At 68.2% G+C, this 17,787-nt stretch carries 15 protein-coding genes; 13 read left to right on the forward strand and 2 right to left on the reverse strand.

The genetic code is table 11. The features are described 5' to 3' along the window. Positions 1-26: 26 nt before the first annotated feature. The 12 genes from ACIA5G_RS39870 (at position 27) to ACIA5G_RS39925 (ending at position 13,590) form a co-directional block, all read left to right on the forward strand. Positions 27-1,151 (forward strand): alpha/beta hydrolase, encoded by a 1,125-nt coding sequence (locus tag ACIA5G_RS39870; RefSeq protein WP_395933008.1) that lies wholly within the window; start codon positions 27-29, stop codon positions 1,149-1,151. Continuing rightward, the gene (locus ACIA5G_RS39875) at positions 1,148-1,777 is read left to right on the forward strand and encodes a hypothetical protein (RefSeq protein WP_395933010.1); all 630 of its coding nucleotides are present in this window, start codon (positions 1,148-1,150) and stop codon (positions 1,775-1,777) included. The genes ACIA5G_RS39870 and ACIA5G_RS39875 overlap by 4 nt, the downstream gene beginning before the upstream one ends. Continuing rightward, complete coding sequence (locus ACIA5G_RS39880) at positions 1,777-2,922, forward strand: C40 family peptidase (RefSeq protein ID WP_395933012.1); 1,146 nt, start codon at positions 1,777-1,779, stop codon at positions 2,920-2,922. Before ACIA5G_RS39875 ends, ACIA5G_RS39880 begins: the two co-directional genes overlap by 1 nt. A gap of 132 nt (positions 2,923-3,054) precedes the next feature. Further along, positions 3,055-4,101 carry a MinD/ParA family protein gene (locus ACIA5G_RS39885; RefSeq protein ID WP_395933014.1) on the forward strand — a complete coding sequence of 349 codons (1,047 nt, stop codon included), beginning with the start codon at positions 3,055-3,057 and terminating at the stop codon, positions 4,099-4,101. Between the two features lie 2 nt (positions 4,102-4,103). Beyond that, positions 4,104-4,463 (forward strand): hypothetical protein, encoded by a 360-nt coding sequence (locus tag ACIA5G_RS39890; protein ID WP_395933016.1) that lies wholly within the window; start codon positions 4,104-4,106, stop codon positions 4,461-4,463. 15 nt (positions 4,464-4,478) lie between these two features. Next, complete coding sequence (locus ACIA5G_RS39895; RefSeq protein WP_395933018.1) at positions 4,479-5,180, forward strand: hypothetical protein; 702 nt, start codon at positions 4,479-4,481, stop codon at positions 5,178-5,180. A 20-nt stretch (positions 5,181-5,200) separates the two neighbouring features. Continuing rightward, complete coding sequence (locus ACIA5G_RS39900) at positions 5,201-7,657, forward strand: hypothetical protein (protein WP_395933020.1); 2,457 nt, start codon at positions 5,201-5,203, stop codon at positions 7,655-7,657. Further along, positions 7,657-9,153 (forward strand): SCO6880 family protein, encoded by a 1,497-nt coding sequence (locus ACIA5G_RS39905; protein ID WP_395933022.1) that lies wholly within the window; start codon positions 7,657-7,659, stop codon positions 9,151-9,153. The genes ACIA5G_RS39900 and ACIA5G_RS39905 overlap by 1 nt, the downstream gene beginning before the upstream one ends. Continuing rightward, positions 9,153-9,515 carry a WhiB family transcriptional regulator gene (locus tag ACIA5G_RS39910; RefSeq protein ID WP_395933024.1) on the forward strand — a complete coding sequence of 121 codons (363 nt, stop codon included), beginning with the start codon at positions 9,153-9,155 and terminating at the stop codon, positions 9,513-9,515. The genes ACIA5G_RS39905 and ACIA5G_RS39910 overlap by 1 nt, the downstream gene beginning before the upstream one ends. A gap of 164 nt (positions 9,516-9,679) precedes the next feature. After that, the gene (locus tag ACIA5G_RS39915) at positions 9,680-10,978 is read left to right on the forward strand and encodes an ATP/GTP-binding protein (protein WP_395933026.1); all 1,299 of its coding nucleotides are present in this window, start codon (positions 9,680-9,682) and stop codon (positions 10,976-10,978) included. Continuing rightward, positions 10,968-12,815 (forward strand): type IV secretory system conjugative DNA transfer family protein, encoded by a 1,848-nt coding sequence (locus tag ACIA5G_RS39920; protein ID WP_395933028.1) that lies wholly within the window; start codon positions 10,968-10,970, stop codon positions 12,813-12,815. Before ACIA5G_RS39915 ends, ACIA5G_RS39920 begins: the two co-directional genes overlap by 11 nt. Further along, a complete protein-coding gene (locus ACIA5G_RS39925; protein WP_395933030.1) occupies positions 12,769-13,590 on the forward strand; it encodes a hypothetical protein in 822 nt (273 codons plus the stop codon). The genes ACIA5G_RS39920 and ACIA5G_RS39925 overlap by 47 nt, the downstream gene beginning before the upstream one ends. Here ACIA5G_RS39925 and ACIA5G_RS39930 read toward each other — a convergent pair. Next, a complete protein-coding gene (locus ACIA5G_RS39930; RefSeq protein ID WP_395933032.1) occupies positions 13,541-13,999 on the reverse strand; it encodes a hypothetical protein in 459 nt (152 codons plus the stop codon). The two genes, ACIA5G_RS39925 and ACIA5G_RS39930, sit on opposite strands and share 50 nt — an antisense overlap. 500 nt (positions 14,000-14,499) lie before the next feature. Here ACIA5G_RS39930 and ACIA5G_RS39935 point away from each other — a divergent pair, with 500 nt between their 5' ends. Further along, positions 14,500-14,805 (forward strand): PadR family transcriptional regulator, encoded by a 306-nt coding sequence (locus ACIA5G_RS39935; protein WP_395933034.1) that lies wholly within the window; start codon positions 14,500-14,502, stop codon positions 14,803-14,805. A 1,122-nt stretch (positions 14,806-15,927) separates the two neighbouring features. Here ACIA5G_RS39935 and ACIA5G_RS39940 read toward each other — a convergent pair. Continuing rightward, complete coding sequence (locus ACIA5G_RS39940; RefSeq protein ID WP_395933036.1) at positions 15,928-17,763, reverse strand: hypothetical protein; 1,836 nt, start codon at positions 17,761-17,763, stop codon at positions 15,928-15,930. Positions 17,764-17,787: the final 24 nt, after the last annotated feature.

Here is a 17,787-nt window from a genome sequence, read left to right on the forward strand (position 1 = left end):
CCTCAATGCCTGATCAGGGGGAAGAAGTGAAAGGACGACACACTCGCCGGCCCCGCCCTTCGGATCCGCCTCGACGCCGCAGCGGCGCCTACCGAGGCCGGCACCGGGCGGGCAGCCGGGCATGGGGCAAGTTCTGGCCGACGCTGATTCTGCTCGTCGCAACGTTGCTCGCCGGGATGGCCCTGCCGGCGTCGGCCGCGAGCCAGACGACATGCGCCGAGCTGGATGAACCAGTCCACTCCGGACTACTCGCCGCCACCATGCACGCGACGCTCTGCTCGACATCGGCCGCGCAGGGCGGTGCTCCCCTGCAGGTCCTGGTCTCGGGTGGCACCTACAACCGGATGTATTGGGCCGGGCTCGGCCTCGACGCCTACTCTTACACCCGCCGGGCGAACGCAGCCGGCTTCGACACGCTGGCCGTGGACCGGATCGGCACCGGCGACAGCAGCCATCCACTCAGCGCACTGGTCACCGCCAGCGTCCAAGCCGACGCCGTGCACCAGCTGATCACCCGCGCCCGAACCGGCGCCCTGGACGGGCACCACCACAGCCTCGTCGCGCTGGTCGGCCACTCGCTGGGCAGCATGGCCGCTGTCATCGCGGCCGCGCGCTACCCCGGCGACATCGGCGCTGTGATCCTCACCGGCTACAGCCACCTGATCTCCGGTGACCAGCTGCTCACGTCGCTGACATCGATGTATCCGGCGGCCTTGGAAGGGCGTCCGCTGGATCCGGGCTACGTCACCACCCGTCCCAGCGTCCGGGCCGGGCTCTTCCACGCCGCCGACGACGTCGACCCCGCCGTGGTCACCGCCGACGAAGCGAGCAAGGACGCCTCCAGCGCCACGGAGCTACCCGACGCAGTCCTACTCGGCCTGTCCCCTGTCACGTCCCACTCGATCACGGTTCCGGTACTGGAAGCCAACGGCGGCCGAGACTCGTGGGCCTGCACCGCAGTCGACTGCACCAGCCCGCAGAGTCTGCACGCGGCCGAGCAGCCGTACTTCTCGACGCCGTTGACAACGTACGTGCAACCCCGATCGGGACACTGCCTCGCCCTGGCCGTCGACGGCGGCGAGTTCACCGACTTCGCCAGCCGGTGGCTCACCGACGTGCTGCCGGCCGACGGAACCGGCGGTGCCTCGTGAGCACCCGCACCCGGGCTGCCACTGCCGTGTTCCTGGCCGCCACGGCCAGCCTCGCCGCGGGCTGCTCGGCCGGCGCGCCCACGCCGGCTGCAGAAGCGACGGCCAGCGCACCAGCACCAACGACCAGCCCGTCGGTCGCGTTGCCGCCCGTCACCGCCACCGTCCCCCCGACGACCACGGCAAACCCGCCGACCGGCGTGCCGTCCCCGGCGCCCGCGCCGCCGTTCACCGCCGACGCCTACGTCTCCCCGGTCTCCGTGGCCACGGCCTGGATGACCCAGTGGTGCAGTTCCGACTGGCGGCAGCCGCGCAACGACAACGTCCAGAGGGCCGCCGCGCTGCAAACCAGTTTCGCCGCAGCCGCCGACCTCGCCGCCGGTGACTCCGAAGGGGCCTACCGGCAGATGCAGGACATGAAGGTCAGCAGCGCCTGCGATCACGTCACCGCCGAAGTTGACCCGGAGGCGCCCGCTGGGCAGAACCGCGTGTTCGTGATCGTCACCGCGAACCGCACCCGCATGGCCGACGGCCGCCCGTTCCAGACCGCTCCCGAATCCAGCACCCGGGCCGTGGTCCGGCAGACCGACGGACGCTGGCTGGTCGACGTCGCCGTGGACGCCGGCTGATGAAGGCGCTACTCGCAGTCCCAGCGCTGGCGGTGACCGCCGCCTTGGCGACGGTGCTCGTCCTCGGCAACGACGACCGCGCCGAAGCCGTCGGGCCACCGCCGACCTGCAGCGCGCCCGCACCGATCGCGGCACCGGGAGACCCGCCGCAGCCACCGACCGGCGGCAGCATCTTCGGCGGAATCACGCTGTCCCCGCCGCAGATCTCCGCGGCACAGACGATCGTCAGCACGGCCAAGGGCCTGAACATCACCGCCCGGGGAACCACGATCGCGCTCCAGGCAGCGATGCAGGAATCGACGCTGAACCCCGACGCACAGAACGGCAACGCGCTCGGGCTGTTCCAGCAAATCCAGCCGGGACCGTACAACGCCTACGTCGGCTACAACCCCAAAGGCTCCCCCGGACCGGCGACCCGCGGGTTCTTCACAGTGCTCACGAAACGAGCACCCGGCTACGACACCGACCCCCGCACGAACGACGAGCTCGCCGAAATGGTCGAGGCCAGCGGGCACGGCGAGCGGTACGCCAAGTGGGAACCGCTGGCCAAGGCGCTGGTCTCCACGCTGTTCGACGGCGCGGCCGGCGGCCCGCTCAAGTGTCAAGACCAGTCGCTGAAGGGAAAGATCCAGGTCCACATCCGAGGCGGGAACGTCGTGACGCTGCCGCCGGAGGCCCGGGTCGAAGGAGAGGTCACCGCCGCGTCTCCGCAGATCGCGAAGGCGATCGCAGCCGGGCTGTCGTGGCTCGGAACCCCGTACGCCTGGGGCGGCGGCGACGCCAACGGACCGACTCGCGGGATCCACGACGGCGGGGTCGCCGACCAGCACGGTGACTACAACAAGGTCGGCTTCGACTGCGCCGGGTTGACGTTCTACGCCTACGCGCAGGCCGGCGTCACGTTGACCAAACCGTCCCGGACCCAGCTCACCAACGCGAAGGTCGTTGTCCCATTTTCCCAAGCGCAGCCGGGCGACTTGCTGTTTTGGGGGCAGCACCACGTCGCGATGTATCTCGGCGTCGCCGCAGGCAGGCACGTGATGGTGGAGGCGCCGCAAAGCGGCGACGTCGTCAAGGTCTCGGACGTGCGGCTCGGCGGAGATTTCCGCAAAGTCGCCGCTCGCCCCGTTCCAGGAGGTGAATAGACATTGCGCAGCGAAGATACCCGAGGTTACGGCGCCGAACCGCCTGTCGATCTCAGCAGGTCGACAACCCCGCACGTCGAGCCGGTCAAGGGTCCTCAGCCAGAGCAGCCGCCGGGCGCTGCTGAGCAGTCCTTGGAAGCTCCCTCGCCGTCGGCGGCCACTGCACCGGCCCGGTGGGGATGGCGCGGTCGTCTCCGCCGACTCAGCGGCGGGCTGTTCAAGCCGAAGCCGGGCGACGCCGAACTGCAGTACCGGCTCGCAGAAGCTGCCGCCCGGCAGCACCTCGGCGGGTCGCGGCTGGTCATGGTGGCCAGCCCGAAGGGCGGATCCGGAACGACGACCGCGACGCTGGTGCTGGCCCACACACTCGCCGTCGCTCGCGGCGGCAGCGTCGTCGCATGGGACAACACCGACGCCCGCGGCAATCTCGGCGACCGCGCCGAGGTGCGGACCCCAGCCACAACGGTCTCCCACCTGCTCGCCGCCGCCGAGCACCTCGTAACCTCCGCAACCGCAGCCGGGGACATGGCTCACTATCTGCGCAGCCAGCCATCCGGCGCCGAAGTCCTGGTCGGCGACACCGACCCGGCACGGCCTCACCCGGTCGGGTCCGGTGAATGCGGACGGATCGCGGTGCTCCTGGAACGGCACGCCCGGCTGACCGTGATCGACAGCGGCAACGATGTCCACACCGACCGGTTCCGGTGGGCAGTGGCTGCAGCGGACTGTTTGGTCGTTCCGATCACGCTCGACATCGACGTCGCGCAGGCGGCTTCATGGATGCTCGACACGCTCCTCGTCGGCGGACGATCGCACCTGGTCGCGAACGCGGTGGTGCTGGTGCGCCCGGGCATGACCACTCCCCCGGACGCCACCCGCCTGCGGATCCTCGAGCACTTCCACGCGCGCTGCGGGGTGGTCCTCGAGATTCCGCACGATCCGCAGCTGGCGGCCGGCGCGCCGATAGCCATCGACCGGCTCTCGCCCGCGACTCGCCGCGCGTGGGTGATGGTCACGGCGGCAGTAACCGACCAGCTTGCCGCCGTCCGGCGCGAACGTCCCGACCAGCGCCGTGCCACCACCCACTCGCACCCGCCGGCGCGCGGTGCACCGGTCGTACGTCAGGACTCACACGGACTCGGCGCGTCGGTCACCGCGCGGCCGTTCAGAAAGGCATAGACATGATCCACCACTACCTGGACCTGGGTGTGCAGTTCCTCACTCAGTCGCCGTCCGTACCCGCGGATCCCACTGGAGGGAGCCCGCCGAATCCATTCAACGGTGTCACGCCGGACTTCTCGTTCTTCGGGATGAAGTTCAACTCGGCGTGGAAGAAACTGCTGGCCGGGGCGTGGGGCATCGGGTTTGTGATCATCGCCTTCGGCGCGATCCGCGCTGTCGTCGAACTGCAGTCGGCTCGTCGTGGTGGGCATCCGGGATCGGTTCTGGAGCACAGCGAGTCCGCGAAACGTTCCGGAATTGCCCTCGCCGCCCTGGCCGGAATCGGCATCATCTTCGGTGCAGTGATCGCCCTTTTCTGACCATGGAGCACGCAGATGACGACCTACGCACCTCAGCCCGCCCGTCCCTCGGGTACCCGACCGCGCCGACTCTGGCTGATCATCGCAGCGATCGTCGTCGCCACGCTGGTCGGCGGGGCATCCGGCTGGCTGATCGGAAGCGCGAGCAGCGGCTCGGCCAACTCGGCCAGTACGCCGACCGCACCGGCGCCGGCCGGTGGGCTCGGGGCGCCGCACGGTCCGAAGGTGATCCGCAACGGCGTGCCATCCGGCTACACCCACGACCAGGCCGGTGCAGCGAACGCCGCGGTGAACGCCGTGCAGGTGCAGACCGCAGTCGCCCACGGCAACGCCGACGGCGCCGAGACCGCATCCACCTGGATCGCTGCGTCCGCCGACGCGCACGCCCGGGCGGCGCTGTCGGCCGCCACCGGCGCGCCGGGCGACGATCAGACGTCCAAGACGCCGGTCACGACCCGAGTCACGAGCTTCGCCGGCTCGGCGACCACGGTCGAGGTGTGGATCGTCGCGGTCGGGTCGTCAGCGGGCATCGGCGGTGGCGTCACCACATCGCAGACGTGGTCGACCCAGACCTACACGCTCAATTGGGAGAAGGACGACTGGAAGGTCGTCTCCTTCCGCACCAAGAACGGACCGCAGCCCGGCGACGGGCAGTCCAGCACCGGCTCGTCGGTGCCGCCGCTGACCAACGGCCTCTACACCGTCTTCATCAACTGACATGAACGATTGGGGGGAGCATGATCCAGCGCCTGACCGCGCTGCTGATCGCCGTGGCCGCGTTGCTGGCGTTCAGCGCGCCGAGCGCCCTCGCGCAGCCAGCCCAGCCGAACCCCGCCGGTGACGTCCCGCAGGGCTTCCCCGCCGACCTGAAGAGATTCGTCGGCGGAACACCGGAGTTCAAGGACGGGCCGTGGTTTCACGACCCGGACTGCGTGAACAAGGGCGGCAACGTGGCCATGTACATCAACGCGGTGATGCAGGACGAGCCGCGCCTGCTGTACTGGTCGGCTCCTCCCCAGGCCCGCACGTTGATGTGGGGCACGCTGGCCGGCGACCCCAACAAGGAACCACCTGAACTGCCGCGAACCTTCCCCGCCAGCGCAGCCGATCGAGACGCTTACCACCTCAGCGAAAACTACTGCGCCGACGAACTGCGCACCTGGTCCAATCCAGCCGACAACGCGTGGGGTTTCACCTGGGCGCCCGGACCGGACCCGGACTCGCTCGAGGCGATGAAGCCGTACGCGGCAAGTGCTGACGATCCGGACGCACTGATCCATCTCATGGCAAAGCCGTGCGGCAACACCGGATCACCGTTCTGCCAGAAGGCGTTCTTCGTCGACTGCGGCAAGACACTGTCCAACCCGGACATGCTGAAACGCTGCACCGCCTGGAACGCCAGCGTGGCCAATCTCTTCGCCGGGATGGCGCACTACATCGACCAGCACACCAGCTGGGCCGACAAGATCGGGCAATTCTTCGGCGCGGTCGGAACCGCCGTGGTCATCGGCGGCAAGGCCCTCGTCGACGCGTTCATGGGGATCCTCGGCGTGGCAGTCGAGATCGCGAAGTTCGTGGTCAACCCGGCCGGCGCGGTCGACGACCTCGCCAACGCCCTTCACCAATCCGCGACCGACCTCACGGCCAAGGTCCTTCAAGGGTTGGCCGCATCCAGCAAGTTCGACCCTTCAGCACCATGGTTCCTGCAGGCCTACGCTGCGTCCGCCGGGATCGGGATCGCCGTCATGGCGCTGTGCGCCGTCCTGATGATCATCCGCACCGCCCGCGGCAGCGGCGGACGGGAGGAACTGCAGGAGTCGCTGTTCAAGAACCTGCCGCTGGGGCTGTTCCTCGCCGTGTTCGCGCCCGGGATCGCGACGTTCCTCGGGCAGATCACCGACGCCCTGACCGACGGCATCGCCACCTGGCAAGCCGGCTCCCTCAACTCCGCCGTCGCCAAGCTGGCGCTGATCGGCACAGTCACCGCGGCCGCGGTCCCCGGCGGCGTCATCATCGGCATCATCATCTTCCTGCTGATGGTCATCGGCGCGTTCAGCATGTTCGTCGGCCTGGCCATGCAGTCGGTGGCACTGCCGTTCGCCGGGTTCGTCGCGGGGATCGCGTGGGGCATGTGGGTGCACCCGAAACAGCGCAAGAAGGCGCTGCGCGTCCCGATGACCTACGGCGGGGTACTGGCGGCGAAGCCGGTGACGTTCCTGCTGATCGGCTTCGGCTTCAAAGCGATCGACGGGAACGCCTCGATCCCGGCGCTGAAGTCCGGCGGCATCCCGCTGCTGACGCAGCTGGTCTTCATCATCGTGATCTTGCTGATCATGGGCCTGGCCCCGTTTTCCTTGCTGAAGTACTTCCCGTTACTGCCCACAGCTGCCGACAGCATGGATTCGCAACCGTCATCCGGCTTCGGCACGGCCTCGACGGTCGGTGCCTCCGTCGGGGCGCTCGCAGACCGGCACCGTACAAAGGGCGCCACTCAGCAGGACGCGGGCAAGCGATCCATCGCCCAGACCTACGAATCGGGGCCGAAGCCTCCGGCGACGGCATCTCCTGCGCGACCGCAGCCTGGAACTGCCGGAGCGCGGCTGAGTTCGGCGCGCCCGAAGACGCCGACGTCGTCACCGACCTCCCGTGGCGCTGCGCAGGCAGCCTCGAGCGCAACAGTCGGCAATGCCGCCAGCCGGTTGCTGGGGTTCGGCCGGGAACCCGGCAAGGCTGCGGGGCTGGCGCGCGGTGCCGCCGAAGCCGCACGGGTGTCCGCTGCGCCGGGCGCACCGGCAGGCTCGGCCGCTGCACGCCTCCACGGGGCGGGCCCAGCGCCGCGCCCTGGCGGCGCGCAGGTCCTGCGTGGAGGCCCGGCGGCCGTTCAGGCGCTGTGGACCCGCACCGCGGCTGCAGCCACGTCGGCGGCAACCTCGGCTGGCGATGCACCGGCCGGCCAAGGCTCCGGTGGCGAGCAGCCAGGCGGCTTCCTCGCCGCCACCGCGCGGTCTGCGTCCGGGCTCGCCCGCACCCCGGCGAACGCCGGAGCGCTCGGAGCGCTCACGGGAATGGCCAGCGGTCCGTGGGGAGTCGCCGCCAACGCCGGCGTCGCGGCGTTCAACCGGCTCCGCACCGCGGCGCACAGCCGACACGGCGCCGAACTCGATCTCGATCCCGCTCAAAGGAGTGATAACTGATGCGTGTCGCGGTACTGGGCGGTGAGGTTCGCCGCCGCAGCTTCCTCGGATCGTTGAGCAAACCGGCCTACGCCGCACTTGGCGTTGCCGCTGCGGGCGCGTTCGTGTTCTGGATCGGCGTCCGCGGGGTCGTCGGCGGAGTCGTCGGGATCCTGTTGCTCGGGGGCACCTGGGCTCTCGTGCATCCGTGGTCAGGCCGTCGATCCCTCATCGAGAACTGGCTGTGGACCCTGCGGTGGCGGCTACGCCGGCGAGCCGGGCACACGCAGTTCATCGCCCCAAGCGTCCGCGCGACGGCCGCCGAAGACGCAACCGGACTGCTGTGGGAACTACCGGTCCCGCTCGGACGGGTGGAACCACTACCACTGACAGACACCGGATACGACGACCTGTTCGTGCTGCACCACCACAATCCCGGCGAACGCCCGTACCTGTCGGTCGTGCTCGAGGTACAGGGACAGGCCGCTGGCCTGCGATCAGAGCACTCCTACGACACGACGAGCATCCGCTACGGCGTGTTGCTGGCCCAGCTGGGCAAGCAGGGGTCGTTCATCCGCGGGCTGCAGCAGATCAACCGAATCTTGCCGCATGACCCGGCCCTGCACCGTGCATTCATCGCGAGCCGGGTCTCGACACGCCCCGGCCTGGCAGCCCTGGTCGAGGCCTACGAGGACCTCGTCGACGGCACCGCGCTGGTCGCCGAACAGCACCGCAACTACCTCGTCGCCCGATTTCCGCTCACCCTCGAGTTCTACGAGGAGGCGCGGCCGTTCGGGACCGGAGTCGTCGGCTGGGCCGGCCTGGTGCGCGAAGAGCTCGCCCGGCTGGCCGACCTGGCTTCCCGGGCCGAGCTGAGCCGGCCACAGGTGCTCGGCGAGCAGCGCACCTGCGCGGTCCTGCGCTCCCTACAAGACCCGTCCTGGCCCATCGACCGCCATGAAGGCGCCAGGTGGGACAATTGCTGGCAGTCCTACGTCACCGCAGCCGAGCAGCTGGTGGTCAACGAGCGCTGGTACACCCGCACCGCGATGTTGCCGCGCGACGGCATCGCGCCGGCCCCGCTGGGACCGCGATGGCTCGCGCCGCTGCTGACTAGCGTCAGCCCGTCGGTGATCCGCACCTTGTCGGTACGGATGGAATTCGTGCCCGACAAGACCGCTCGAATTCGCGCGGTCAAGGACGTCACGCAGGACTCGGCGTCGGTATTGGGCGACGCGAAGTCCGGCAGCATCGACGACGGCACCGACTCGGTCCTGCTCTCCGCGTCGCAACGACGCCTCCGCGATCTGGCACCGGGTTCCGGGCACCAGGGAGTCGACTGGTCGATGGCGATCTCCGTGACCGCCGCCGACCCGGCCGAGCTACGCCGCGCGTGCATGCGCGTCGCCAACGAGGCCGCCGGCTCGGCGATCACCGACCTGGTGTGGCAAGACGAGGCACACGACCTCGCGGTCCTGTCCACCTATCCGCTCGCCCGGGGAATGGCGGTGGCGTGATGCGCGGCCCCACAGAGTTCCACCACCAGCGCCTGTCCTCAGTGGAGGATCTCCTCATCGCCGATCCTCATGAGCTGCAACTCGGTGTGGAGAAGGCAGACGGCCGACGATGCCGCAGCGGTGACCCCGAGCAGTTCTTCCTGCCCGATGGCACCCGATTCCTGCGGCGCGAAGAGCTGGACGCCGAACGTGCCCGCGTCGATGGGCTCTGCCGCGGCTGCCCGGTGCGCCGCGAGTGCCTGGCCGCCGCGCTGGTGCGTGACGAGGTCTACGGCTCCTGGGGCGGGATCGCTCAGCCGGACTATCAGATCATCCGGCGGCTGCGGCGTGAGCAGCTGGCAGCGGAACGGGATGCGGCGTGATGGCGCCCCACGCTCAAGCTGCGGCAAAGGGAAAGACCGCGGCACCTGTCGGATGGCAACCGCCGCGGCCGGCACCGGAACCCCACGTTCCGCGGATCTTGCCGCCACCGCGTCGCCGGCGATGGCTGGATCGGTGGGGCTGGTACGAGCCGCGCGTCGAGCCGATGCATTCGACCACCCGCCAGGCCGAAGCGCTCAATCTGGCGCTCAGCTCGCCGCCGACGTCCTATCGCGGGCTCATCGTCGGCACGGACCTGCTCACCGGACAGCTGGTCACCCACGATCTGTTCGTTGCCTACGAGGACAGGCGGATCTCCAGCGTGAACGCGGCGGTGATCGGCGACGTCGGCAAGGGCAAGTCGAGCTTGTTGAAGACGTGGGGATGTATCCGGCAGCTGCTTCTCGACGATCGCCGCGTCGTCGTCGTGGATAAGAAGCTGCAATCCGGCGTTGGTGAGTACACCAGGCTCGCTCGGTTCCTCGGCGCGCCCTCCATCAGGTTCACCGTGGACGGTCGCGGGTCGCGGCTGAACCTGCTCGATCCGGTCATCGCGCTCGGCGACGACCAGCTCGATGACGCCGAGTCCGGGTCGGCCTTGTCCCGCCCGACCGGGCAGATGATGCTGCTGCGCGCGGTGCTGGGCGAGGCGCTCGGCCGGCCCGTCGCCGAGCGGGAAGGCAAGGCCCTGCGGCAGGCGCTGGTCGCCGCGACGCGCGGCGCCCGCGAGCGCGGCCGCGTGCCGGTGATCGGCGACATCGTCCACCATCTGCTGCATCCCTCCACTGACGACGCCGAGGTGCTCAACCGCACTGTCGACGAGCTGCAGGACTGGGGTCTCGATCCGGCGTTCGCGCTCGAGCGCATGATCGAGGAAGACCTGGCCGGACTGGTCGATGCCGAGACCAGCCCGGAGGTGCACCTCGATCACCCCAGCGGCTTCACCCACTTCGACATCTCCGGACTCCCGCTCGACGGCCCCGCCTTGCGCGTGGTGATGACCCTGATCAACACCTGGCAGACCAACATGCTGGCCCGCCGATCGGAACAGCAACTGCAAACGGTGAACGTGATCGAGGAGGGCTGGCACGTCACAGAAGGCAACGTGGGCACGATCTATCGGCGCAACACGAAACTCAGCCGAGGTCTCGGGCTGGCCAACGTCGGCGGCTTTCACCACCTCTCCGACATGCCCGTGGACTCCCCCGCCCGCAGTCTTCTGCAGGAGGCCGAAACGGTGTTCATCTACGGCCAGGGGTCTCTCGACGACGCGGAGGCGTGCGTCGAGCTGTATAACCTCCCTGCTGGGACAGCTGAGACGATCATGTCGTTGGAGCAGGGCACGTGCCTGATGAAAGTCGGCGTGTACGACCCGATCTTGTTGCGTCATGAGCGTTCCCCTCGCGAGGTAGCGCTGACCGACACCGACGGGTCGCTGACCGGGGTCCTTCGCGATGCAGCCTGATCCCTACGAGCCGGGTGAGCTGCCCGCTGCGCAGCCGATGGTCGGGGTGTTCACCGGTAGTCTGCTGACCGGGCTGTTCCTGCTCGTCTGCGACGTCCTGTACAGCACGCTGCTCGCGCACGCGCTGTTCGGCGTCCCGGCGTGGCCGCCGTCGCTGCTTACCTACCTGCTGATGGTGCTTGCGCTCTGCGGCGAGATCGTGGCAGTGATTGCGGTTCTGCGGTGGCTGCGCCACCGCCGACAGCGACGTGAGCAGCGCCAACCGTCCAAGGACGGGCTGGCCAAGCCGGATGTGCTGGACGAGCGGCTCGGCGCCGACGCCGTGATCCGTTCCGCGCGCCGGCTGCGACCGTCGCTGGCGGCGCAGGAGCACCCGGATCCCGACCAGGCCGGAGCGCGGTTCGCGGTGCAGCGCGAGACCGGGAACCCGTTGTTCGCCACCCACGAGGACAGCAAATTGGTGGTCGCGCCGGTCCGGATGGGCAAGACCGGCCGCCAGGCGGTCCAGGACATTATGCTCGCGCCCGGCTCCATCGTGGCCACGAGCACACGCTTCGATTTACTTGAGCTCACGATCATGGAGCGCCAGCTGCTGGGCACCGTCATGGTCTTCGACCCGGAGGGCCGCACTCCGTGGCCGACGAAAATGCGTTGGTCGCCGATCGCCGGGTGCGAGGACTACGACACCGCGCTGCGCCGGGCGGTGGCGATCTGCTCGGCCCGGCCGCTGGGCGACACCAAGGGCAGCGGGTACTTCGGCGGGCAGGCCGAGGGCGTCATGGCCGCGCTGCTGCACGCAGCGGCGCTGTCTGGCGCCGTCGTTGACGAGTTGCGGTTGTGGACCACCACGAAGTCTCGGCGCCCGGAACAGATCCTCGACACCCACCCCGCCGCGGCATTCGGGGTGGCCGCGGAGCTGCGAGGCATCCTCGACAGCGCTGCCAGCAACAACGACACCAGCGGCGGCGGGGCCATCTACTCCACGCTCGCGCTGCTGCTGCGGCCGCTGGCCTCGCCCAAGACCCGCGACGCCTGCACGCCCCGGCCCGGTGAATCGCAACTGGACATCGACGCCCTCGTCCGGTCCGGCCGGGACACTCTTTACCTGGTCAGCCGGGGCCGCAAGAACAGCGCAGCACCGATCGTCAACGCCTTGATGTCGGAGGTGCTGCACCGAGCGGAAATACTCTCCCAGTTCCAGACCGACGAGCAGTTGGCCTCCCCCGCGTTTGCCGAAGGCGATCTGCGACTCGATCCTCCACTCAGGATCGTCATGGACGAAGCAGCGAATGTCAGTCCCCAGGAAGACTTGAGCATGCGGCTGGCCGACTCGGGAGGTCGCGGCATTGAGTTGTACGTCTTCGTGCAGAGCTTCAGCCAGCTCAGGCAGCGTTGGGGGCCGGAGCAGGCGATCGAGATCTGGGACAACGCGTCGACAAAGCTGATCTTGGGCGGCCTGTCCAACTACCGCGACCTCGAAGCCATGTCGCGGCTGCTGCAGGAACGGGCGATCGACCAGACCAGCGTCTCGACCGGACCAGGTCGGTCGCAGGTACAGGTCTCGCAGCGGTACCGCAGCGCACTGCCGATCAACCAGATCAGGGAGCTGGTCGACGGGCAAGGCCTGCTGTTCTACCGCAACATGCCGGCCACCCTCGTCGACCTGCCCGGCTGGTGGCAAACCCCAGACCTGGCCGATCGGGTCCAGGGTTCCCGCGCACAGACCCGACAGCTGGTCGCCGCGACCGGTGGGGTGATGCCGATTGAGCCGCCGGAGACGGAACCCGACGATGGCGACACCGATCGTGGCGAATCCGGCGGTGCGCCCCATGCCTAAGCGGCGCTCCCCGGGCGAGCACGGCGTACTTGACGGAGACATGATTGAGAAGGCGGCCGCGCAGGCCGCCGCCGAGGTGCTGGGCCCGCCGGAAGACCCGGATGACGTCCCGTTTCTGGACGAGTCGATGTTGCCCGAGGTTGTCACCGAGCTGGTCGCCACCAGTGATGAGCAGCGTGACCAGCTGGGGCGCCTGGCCACCCGGGTCGAGTCGTTGGACGAGGCGTTCCAGGCGCTCGAGGAAAGCCTCACCGAGCGGGTCAACCTGGCGCGGCCGTCCCGCTGGACGTGGGAGTTCCTCACTCAAGACGAGACTGCGCAGCTCTGGCGGGAGACACGGTGGTTCGTCGACTACTTGATCCGCCGATATCCGTTAATCAGTGAGGTCAGCATTCCGCCCTGCTGGTACCGGCACAGCGTCGCCGTCGACGAGCTCTCCGACCTCTACGCGGCGTGGCGTGAGGCCTACTGCTCCAGCAGCCGGCCGTCCACGGCGATGACAGCCTGGCGCGACCGCTGGCTGTGGCCGGCGCTCAACCGACTCGCGACCTACGCGACCTGGCGGGAGTGCAAAGAGACCCGGCGCCACGTCGAACCCGCTGCGCGACAGGATCTGACCGACGACGACTTTGACAGGTTCGTCGAGGCCAACATCGCGAAGCGCCCCCGAGCGCGCTCCGGGGTCATGCCGTGGCCGACGAAGCCGAGCGGGAAGGAAGGATCGGTCAGGGGTGGCATCGCTTCGGCCAGGGCGGATGCACGACTAGCGGAGTGATCTTCCCGGCACGGAGCTCGATGTCGGGCCGGCCGACAGCTCGTGCGTACTCCAGCAGTTTTTGATGTTCTTGGAGCGGAAGCCACCCGAGGTCCCAGCCAGTTTCGAGCAGCATCAGGTGACACAGTAGCTCCTTCGAACTCGGATCGAATCGGTGCATTCTGGCCGCAAAGCGGTCTGCCACCTCCTCGTTCCCCTGGAACCATGCACTGGTCGCCAAAAGCAACTCGCGGGCCGCCAGGATGTCGTGCCGTCGAACACCACCCTCAGCCGCCAGGTGTTCAGCCAGGCGCAAACTCCGCCCGTTTTCCTCTACGTGGCCGGCGTCTGCCGCGGCGACCTCCTCCTGGATTGCCCGCAACAGAGCTCGAGACTGCGTCGTGAGGTAGTCCACGTCTGGGTCGAACATGTCTCCCCCTCCGCCGGCAGTGATCCCCCGGCCGTCCGGCAACATCGAGGCTGTACCTGCATCACATCCCATACTTGTCGATCAGTACGGCAGGAGCAACGAGAAGTTTGCTTCCGACCCGCATACGGCGGCGACCCAGGTCCTGTTCGAGGACGCCAAGCACAGTTTGCTGCGCTGGCTGCAACCTGGGTTCGACCGACGTTGAAGCGGACTGCGAGGTCCGGTTCGAGCGCCGCTGCTGTGGGTGCGATGGTACCGTTGGTCTCGACCTCAAAATCGGCCCGACTGCACGTAGCGTCCTGAGCATCCGCGTCCACCCGGCCTGATGCTGGCACAGCAGCGGTTCGCCGCCGGAGTTCACCACCAGTTCGAGAGGCCTGGCTAGTGCCCGGTCCACGATGGCTTCGACGGGTTTGCTGGCCAGCTAGGAGCGCAGGTCGAAGCGGCTCCGCCGTCCCGGCGATGTTGCATCCTTCGACGACATAGGTCAGAATAGCTCTATGCGCGTCACCTACGCCTTGGTCCGACTTGCCGCAGCTCTCATGAACGCTCCTGACGAGCGACACTGGGGCTACGAGCTGTCTCGCGCGTCCGGGGTTCGCTCAGGTGCGATGTACCCGCGCTTGAGCACGATGCTCGAAGAGGGATGGCTAACGGACGGCTGGGAGTCTGCCGGCGAGACGTCCGGTCGACCGCCGCGCAGGTATTACCATCTGACCGACAAGGGGAAAATCGAACTAGGTGCAATCCTCAGCAAGGCCGCAAGCGATGAGCGTTTCAAGAATCCCGGATGGGGGTTCGCATGAATGGCCTATTGGAACTCATCAGCTCATGGGGTCTTGGAACGATGGCTTTAACAGTTGCAACGTTCGGCTTCTTCCCTAAATTTGTGATGCACTTGATTGTGCTTGTCTACCCCGCAGGACATCCCCGTCGACGCGAGCTACCTGCGGAGCTTGAGGCACTGCCACATCGCAAGCGGCTAATGTGGGTAGCCGAGCAGTTACCGACTGCAGTATTCGACGGAATCCCATCTCGCATCAAAGTAATCTCAAAGAATCGAGCTAACGACAAGCGAGAGCTGTCGAGGACGCTCGCGTACTGCCAACAAAACAGAAAACAACCGCATGAATTCATGACTACGAGCGGCGGGCGACGCTACAAGCTCGTGTACAGATATCGACGGATGCCGGGCCTGCCTGCGAGGGCTCCTGTGTACAAACGCGATCGACGCGTCATTTCCGGCAACTGAGTCCGCCCGCGATTCCAACCTCCCCGGCTGGTCTGCCCGGTGTGCCGGTTGGGGCAGAGTGCACACAGCGGCCGCCATCGGTGCCAGGCGTCGGAGTCGGGTACGCCCCGAGAGAAGAGGTCCGCCGGGTCTCCGGGAAGTGGTCGGCAAACGTGGCTAGGGCGCGTCCTGTAAGCGGGTGAGCTACCGGTCTGGTAGCTGTGCCCGGTGGTTGGTCGCGGTGAGTTGACGGAGAAGGCGTGGGCGGTGATCGAGCCGCCGTAGCAGCGCGGTGGACGGCGGTGGCAGGATCACCGCCAGGTCATCAACGCGATCCTGTGGAAGCTGCGCACCAGTGCCCCCGTGGCGTGATCTGCCCGAGCGGTATAGGCCGTGGAAGACCACGCAAGAACGGCCGCGGTTGTGGACCAAAGACGGCGCCGGGGACAAGATCCTCGACCGGGTGAGTCACCATCGAGAGCGGCGGATGACAAGTCGGAGGGCAGAGCAGGATCGGTGAGACGTACCGCACGACGGAGCAGATTGAGTGAGATGCGCATCGGCGGCGTCTCACTCAATCTGCTTCGTCCGTGGCCGCAGTTGCCCCGGTGATGCGTTCTCCATACGTGGCCGGCCGCACTTGACCGTGTCAAGCTCTCTCCGGGCGGCTGAGACCCGGGCGACCTGCCACACGCGGTCAGACCGATGACGTCGCTGGCCCGCCATCCGGATGAGGACCGGGGAACGGCGTCCTCCGCCCCAGGACGGCTGAGCCGCGAGCCGGGCCGACGTCAATCGGTACGAACTCCGCTTCGGCGGCCAAGGCCTCGGCGACCTCACTGGCGTTGATGATCCGTGCTCGGGAGAATGCGATGTAAAGCGGGTCGACCGGCACCGTTACCTCTCCGACCGGCAGAGTCAGACCGACCATCTCGAAGTCGATCCGCCCGCCGTGCCCGGTCTCGAGGAGGTCCACGTAGAGCCGTGCCTCCTCTGCGGTGCTGATCTGGTGGCACACCGTGGTGCTCAGCGGCATGGAAACCTCGTCGCCGCGGAGCAGGCCGGCCAGGATGGCGATGTTGCGTTCGTCGCGGCGCGACCAGCGGGTGGGCATCGGAAGGACCACGTCGAGTTCGTCGCGGACGAAGACGAAGTCCTGCAAGGTGCGCGCGATCGGTGCAAAGTGCCCGGTGGGTTCGCGCGTCTGGGCGTCCAGGTCGATCTGCTCGGTGTCCAGCACCAGGACCATGCCAGGCGCCTGGTCCAGGGAGTCGAGGACGGTGACGGTGCGCAGCAGCGCGTCCGGGTCGACCGAGGCGGCGTGCTGGGCGTCCTCGGGGCCGTACTGCAGCAGCATCCCGACGTTCGATCCCTGCTCCGGGGCGGGGCGGTCGATCCGCAGGCGCAGCCGCAGCATGCCGGTCGAGTCGGTGCCGTGCACGTACATGCCGAGTGAACCCTCGGTGGCATAGTGCAGGGTCAGGTGCAGCGGGCGCCCCGTCGCGCCGTCGACGGTGCGAGCGCGCAACGTGGCCGCGCGCGGAAACCCCGCGGTGACGCGCCGGTCGGGCATCACCATCGCGACCTGCTCCCACGGGAGGTTGAGCGCGGTGATCGCCTCGTTCTCGACGCGGTTGATATAGCCGGGCTCGATGACCGCGCCACTGCCGTAGTGCAGCGCGGTGGCGACGGCTTCGGTCACGGCGGACCCCGCCGGGTCGTCGTCGACGACATCGAGGTAGACCTCGATGCGCTGGGGCGGGCTGCCCGGCTTGAGGCGCACGAACACCGAGTTCTGTCCGCCTCGGGAGGCGAAGTCCAGGCCCCAGACCGGTGAGAGTTCGTCAGCCCGGCTACGTAGGACGTCCAGACGCTTGAGCAGGTCCGGCACGCCTTCGACCAGGCCGGACTGTTCCTGGCCGAGTTCGCGCTGCATGTCGATTACCTCCTGGTGCGGGGTGGTCAACATGTACCGTGCGATGTCGGGCCTCTCGGCGAGCTTCAGCTCCAGCCAGCGCACATCGCGGAACACCATCTCGAACGAGCTGCGGTAGCGCCCTTTAAGGCTGTTGAACCACTGCAAGTCCCCCGGTGTCGGGTGCACCGGCGCGACGAGCACCCACGAGGCGGTCTCCGTTCCGACTGCTCGCTTGACGGAGCGGACGACCTGCGCGCGCTGGGATTTGCCCAGTTTCGTCCAGCTCTTGAACTCCACCGCGCGGCGGATGTCCTCGATCCAGGCATCGCGGCCGCCATCGCCTCCGGAACCGTTGATCGTGCGCACCCGGTCGCCGTACTCGGCGTGCATGAGCAGGTCGAACAGCTGCTCGGCCTTCTTCGGAGATTCGGCCAATTCGTCCCAGGAGATCCGCACGGTCGTCATCCTGCCGTTGCGCGTGGCCACCCCGCGCGCGGCGCACCGGATCGACCCGTACGCGATGAGAAGTTCGCTCGTGCGGGGTCGCGCCGAGCCGGGCGGCGCGTTCGCGAGACGTAGCCAACTGGGCCAGTTCGCAACCCAGCGATTGGTCACCGTGCCGCCGGACGGCCGTGCCAG

This window comes from Amycolatopsis sp. NPDC051758 (assembly GCF_044453095.1).
In the GTDB taxonomy this organism is placed as follows: Bacteria; Actinomycetota; Actinomycetes; order Mycobacteriales; family Pseudonocardiaceae; genus Amycolatopsis.

Coding starts and splice junctions, on each gene's coding strand:
- ACIA5G_RS39880 (WP_395933012.1), top strand. CDS start 1,777: ATGAAGGCGCTACTCGCAGTCCCAGCGCTGGCGGTGACCGCCGCCTTG.
- ACIA5G_RS39890 (WP_395933016.1), top strand. CDS start 4,104: ATGATCCACCACTACCTGGACCTGGGTGTGCAGTTCCTCACTCAGTCG.
- ACIA5G_RS39895 (WP_395933018.1), top strand. CDS start 4,479: ATGACGACCTACGCACCTCAGCCCGCCCGTCCCTCGGGTACCCGACCG.
- ACIA5G_RS39900 (WP_395933020.1), top strand. CDS start 5,201: ATGATCCAGCGCCTGACCGCGCTGCTGATCGCCGTGGCCGCGTTGCTG.
- ACIA5G_RS39905 (WP_395933022.1), top strand. CDS start 7,657: ATGCGTGTCGCGGTACTGGGCGGTGAGGTTCGCCGCCGCAGCTTCCTC.
- ACIA5G_RS39910 (WP_395933024.1), top strand. CDS start 9,153: ATGCGCGGCCCCACAGAGTTCCACCACCAGCGCCTGTCCTCAGTGGAG.
- ACIA5G_RS39915 (WP_395933026.1), top strand. CDS start 9,680: ATGCATTCGACCACCCGCCAGGCCGAAGCGCTCAATCTGGCGCTCAGC.
- ACIA5G_RS39920 (WP_395933028.1), top strand. CDS start 10,968: ATGCAGCCTGATCCCTACGAGCCGGGTGAGCTGCCCGCTGCGCAGCCG.
- ACIA5G_RS39925 (WP_395933030.1), top strand. CDS start 12,769: ATGGCGACACCGATCGTGGCGAATCCGGCGGTGCGCCCCATGCCTAAG.
- ACIA5G_RS39930 (WP_395933032.1), bottom strand. CDS start 13,999: ATGTTCGACCCAGACGTGGACTACCTCACGACGCAGTCTCGAGCTCTG.
- ACIA5G_RS39935 (WP_395933034.1), top strand. CDS start 14,500: ATGCGCGTCACCTACGCCTTGGTCCGACTTGCCGCAGCTCTCATGAAC.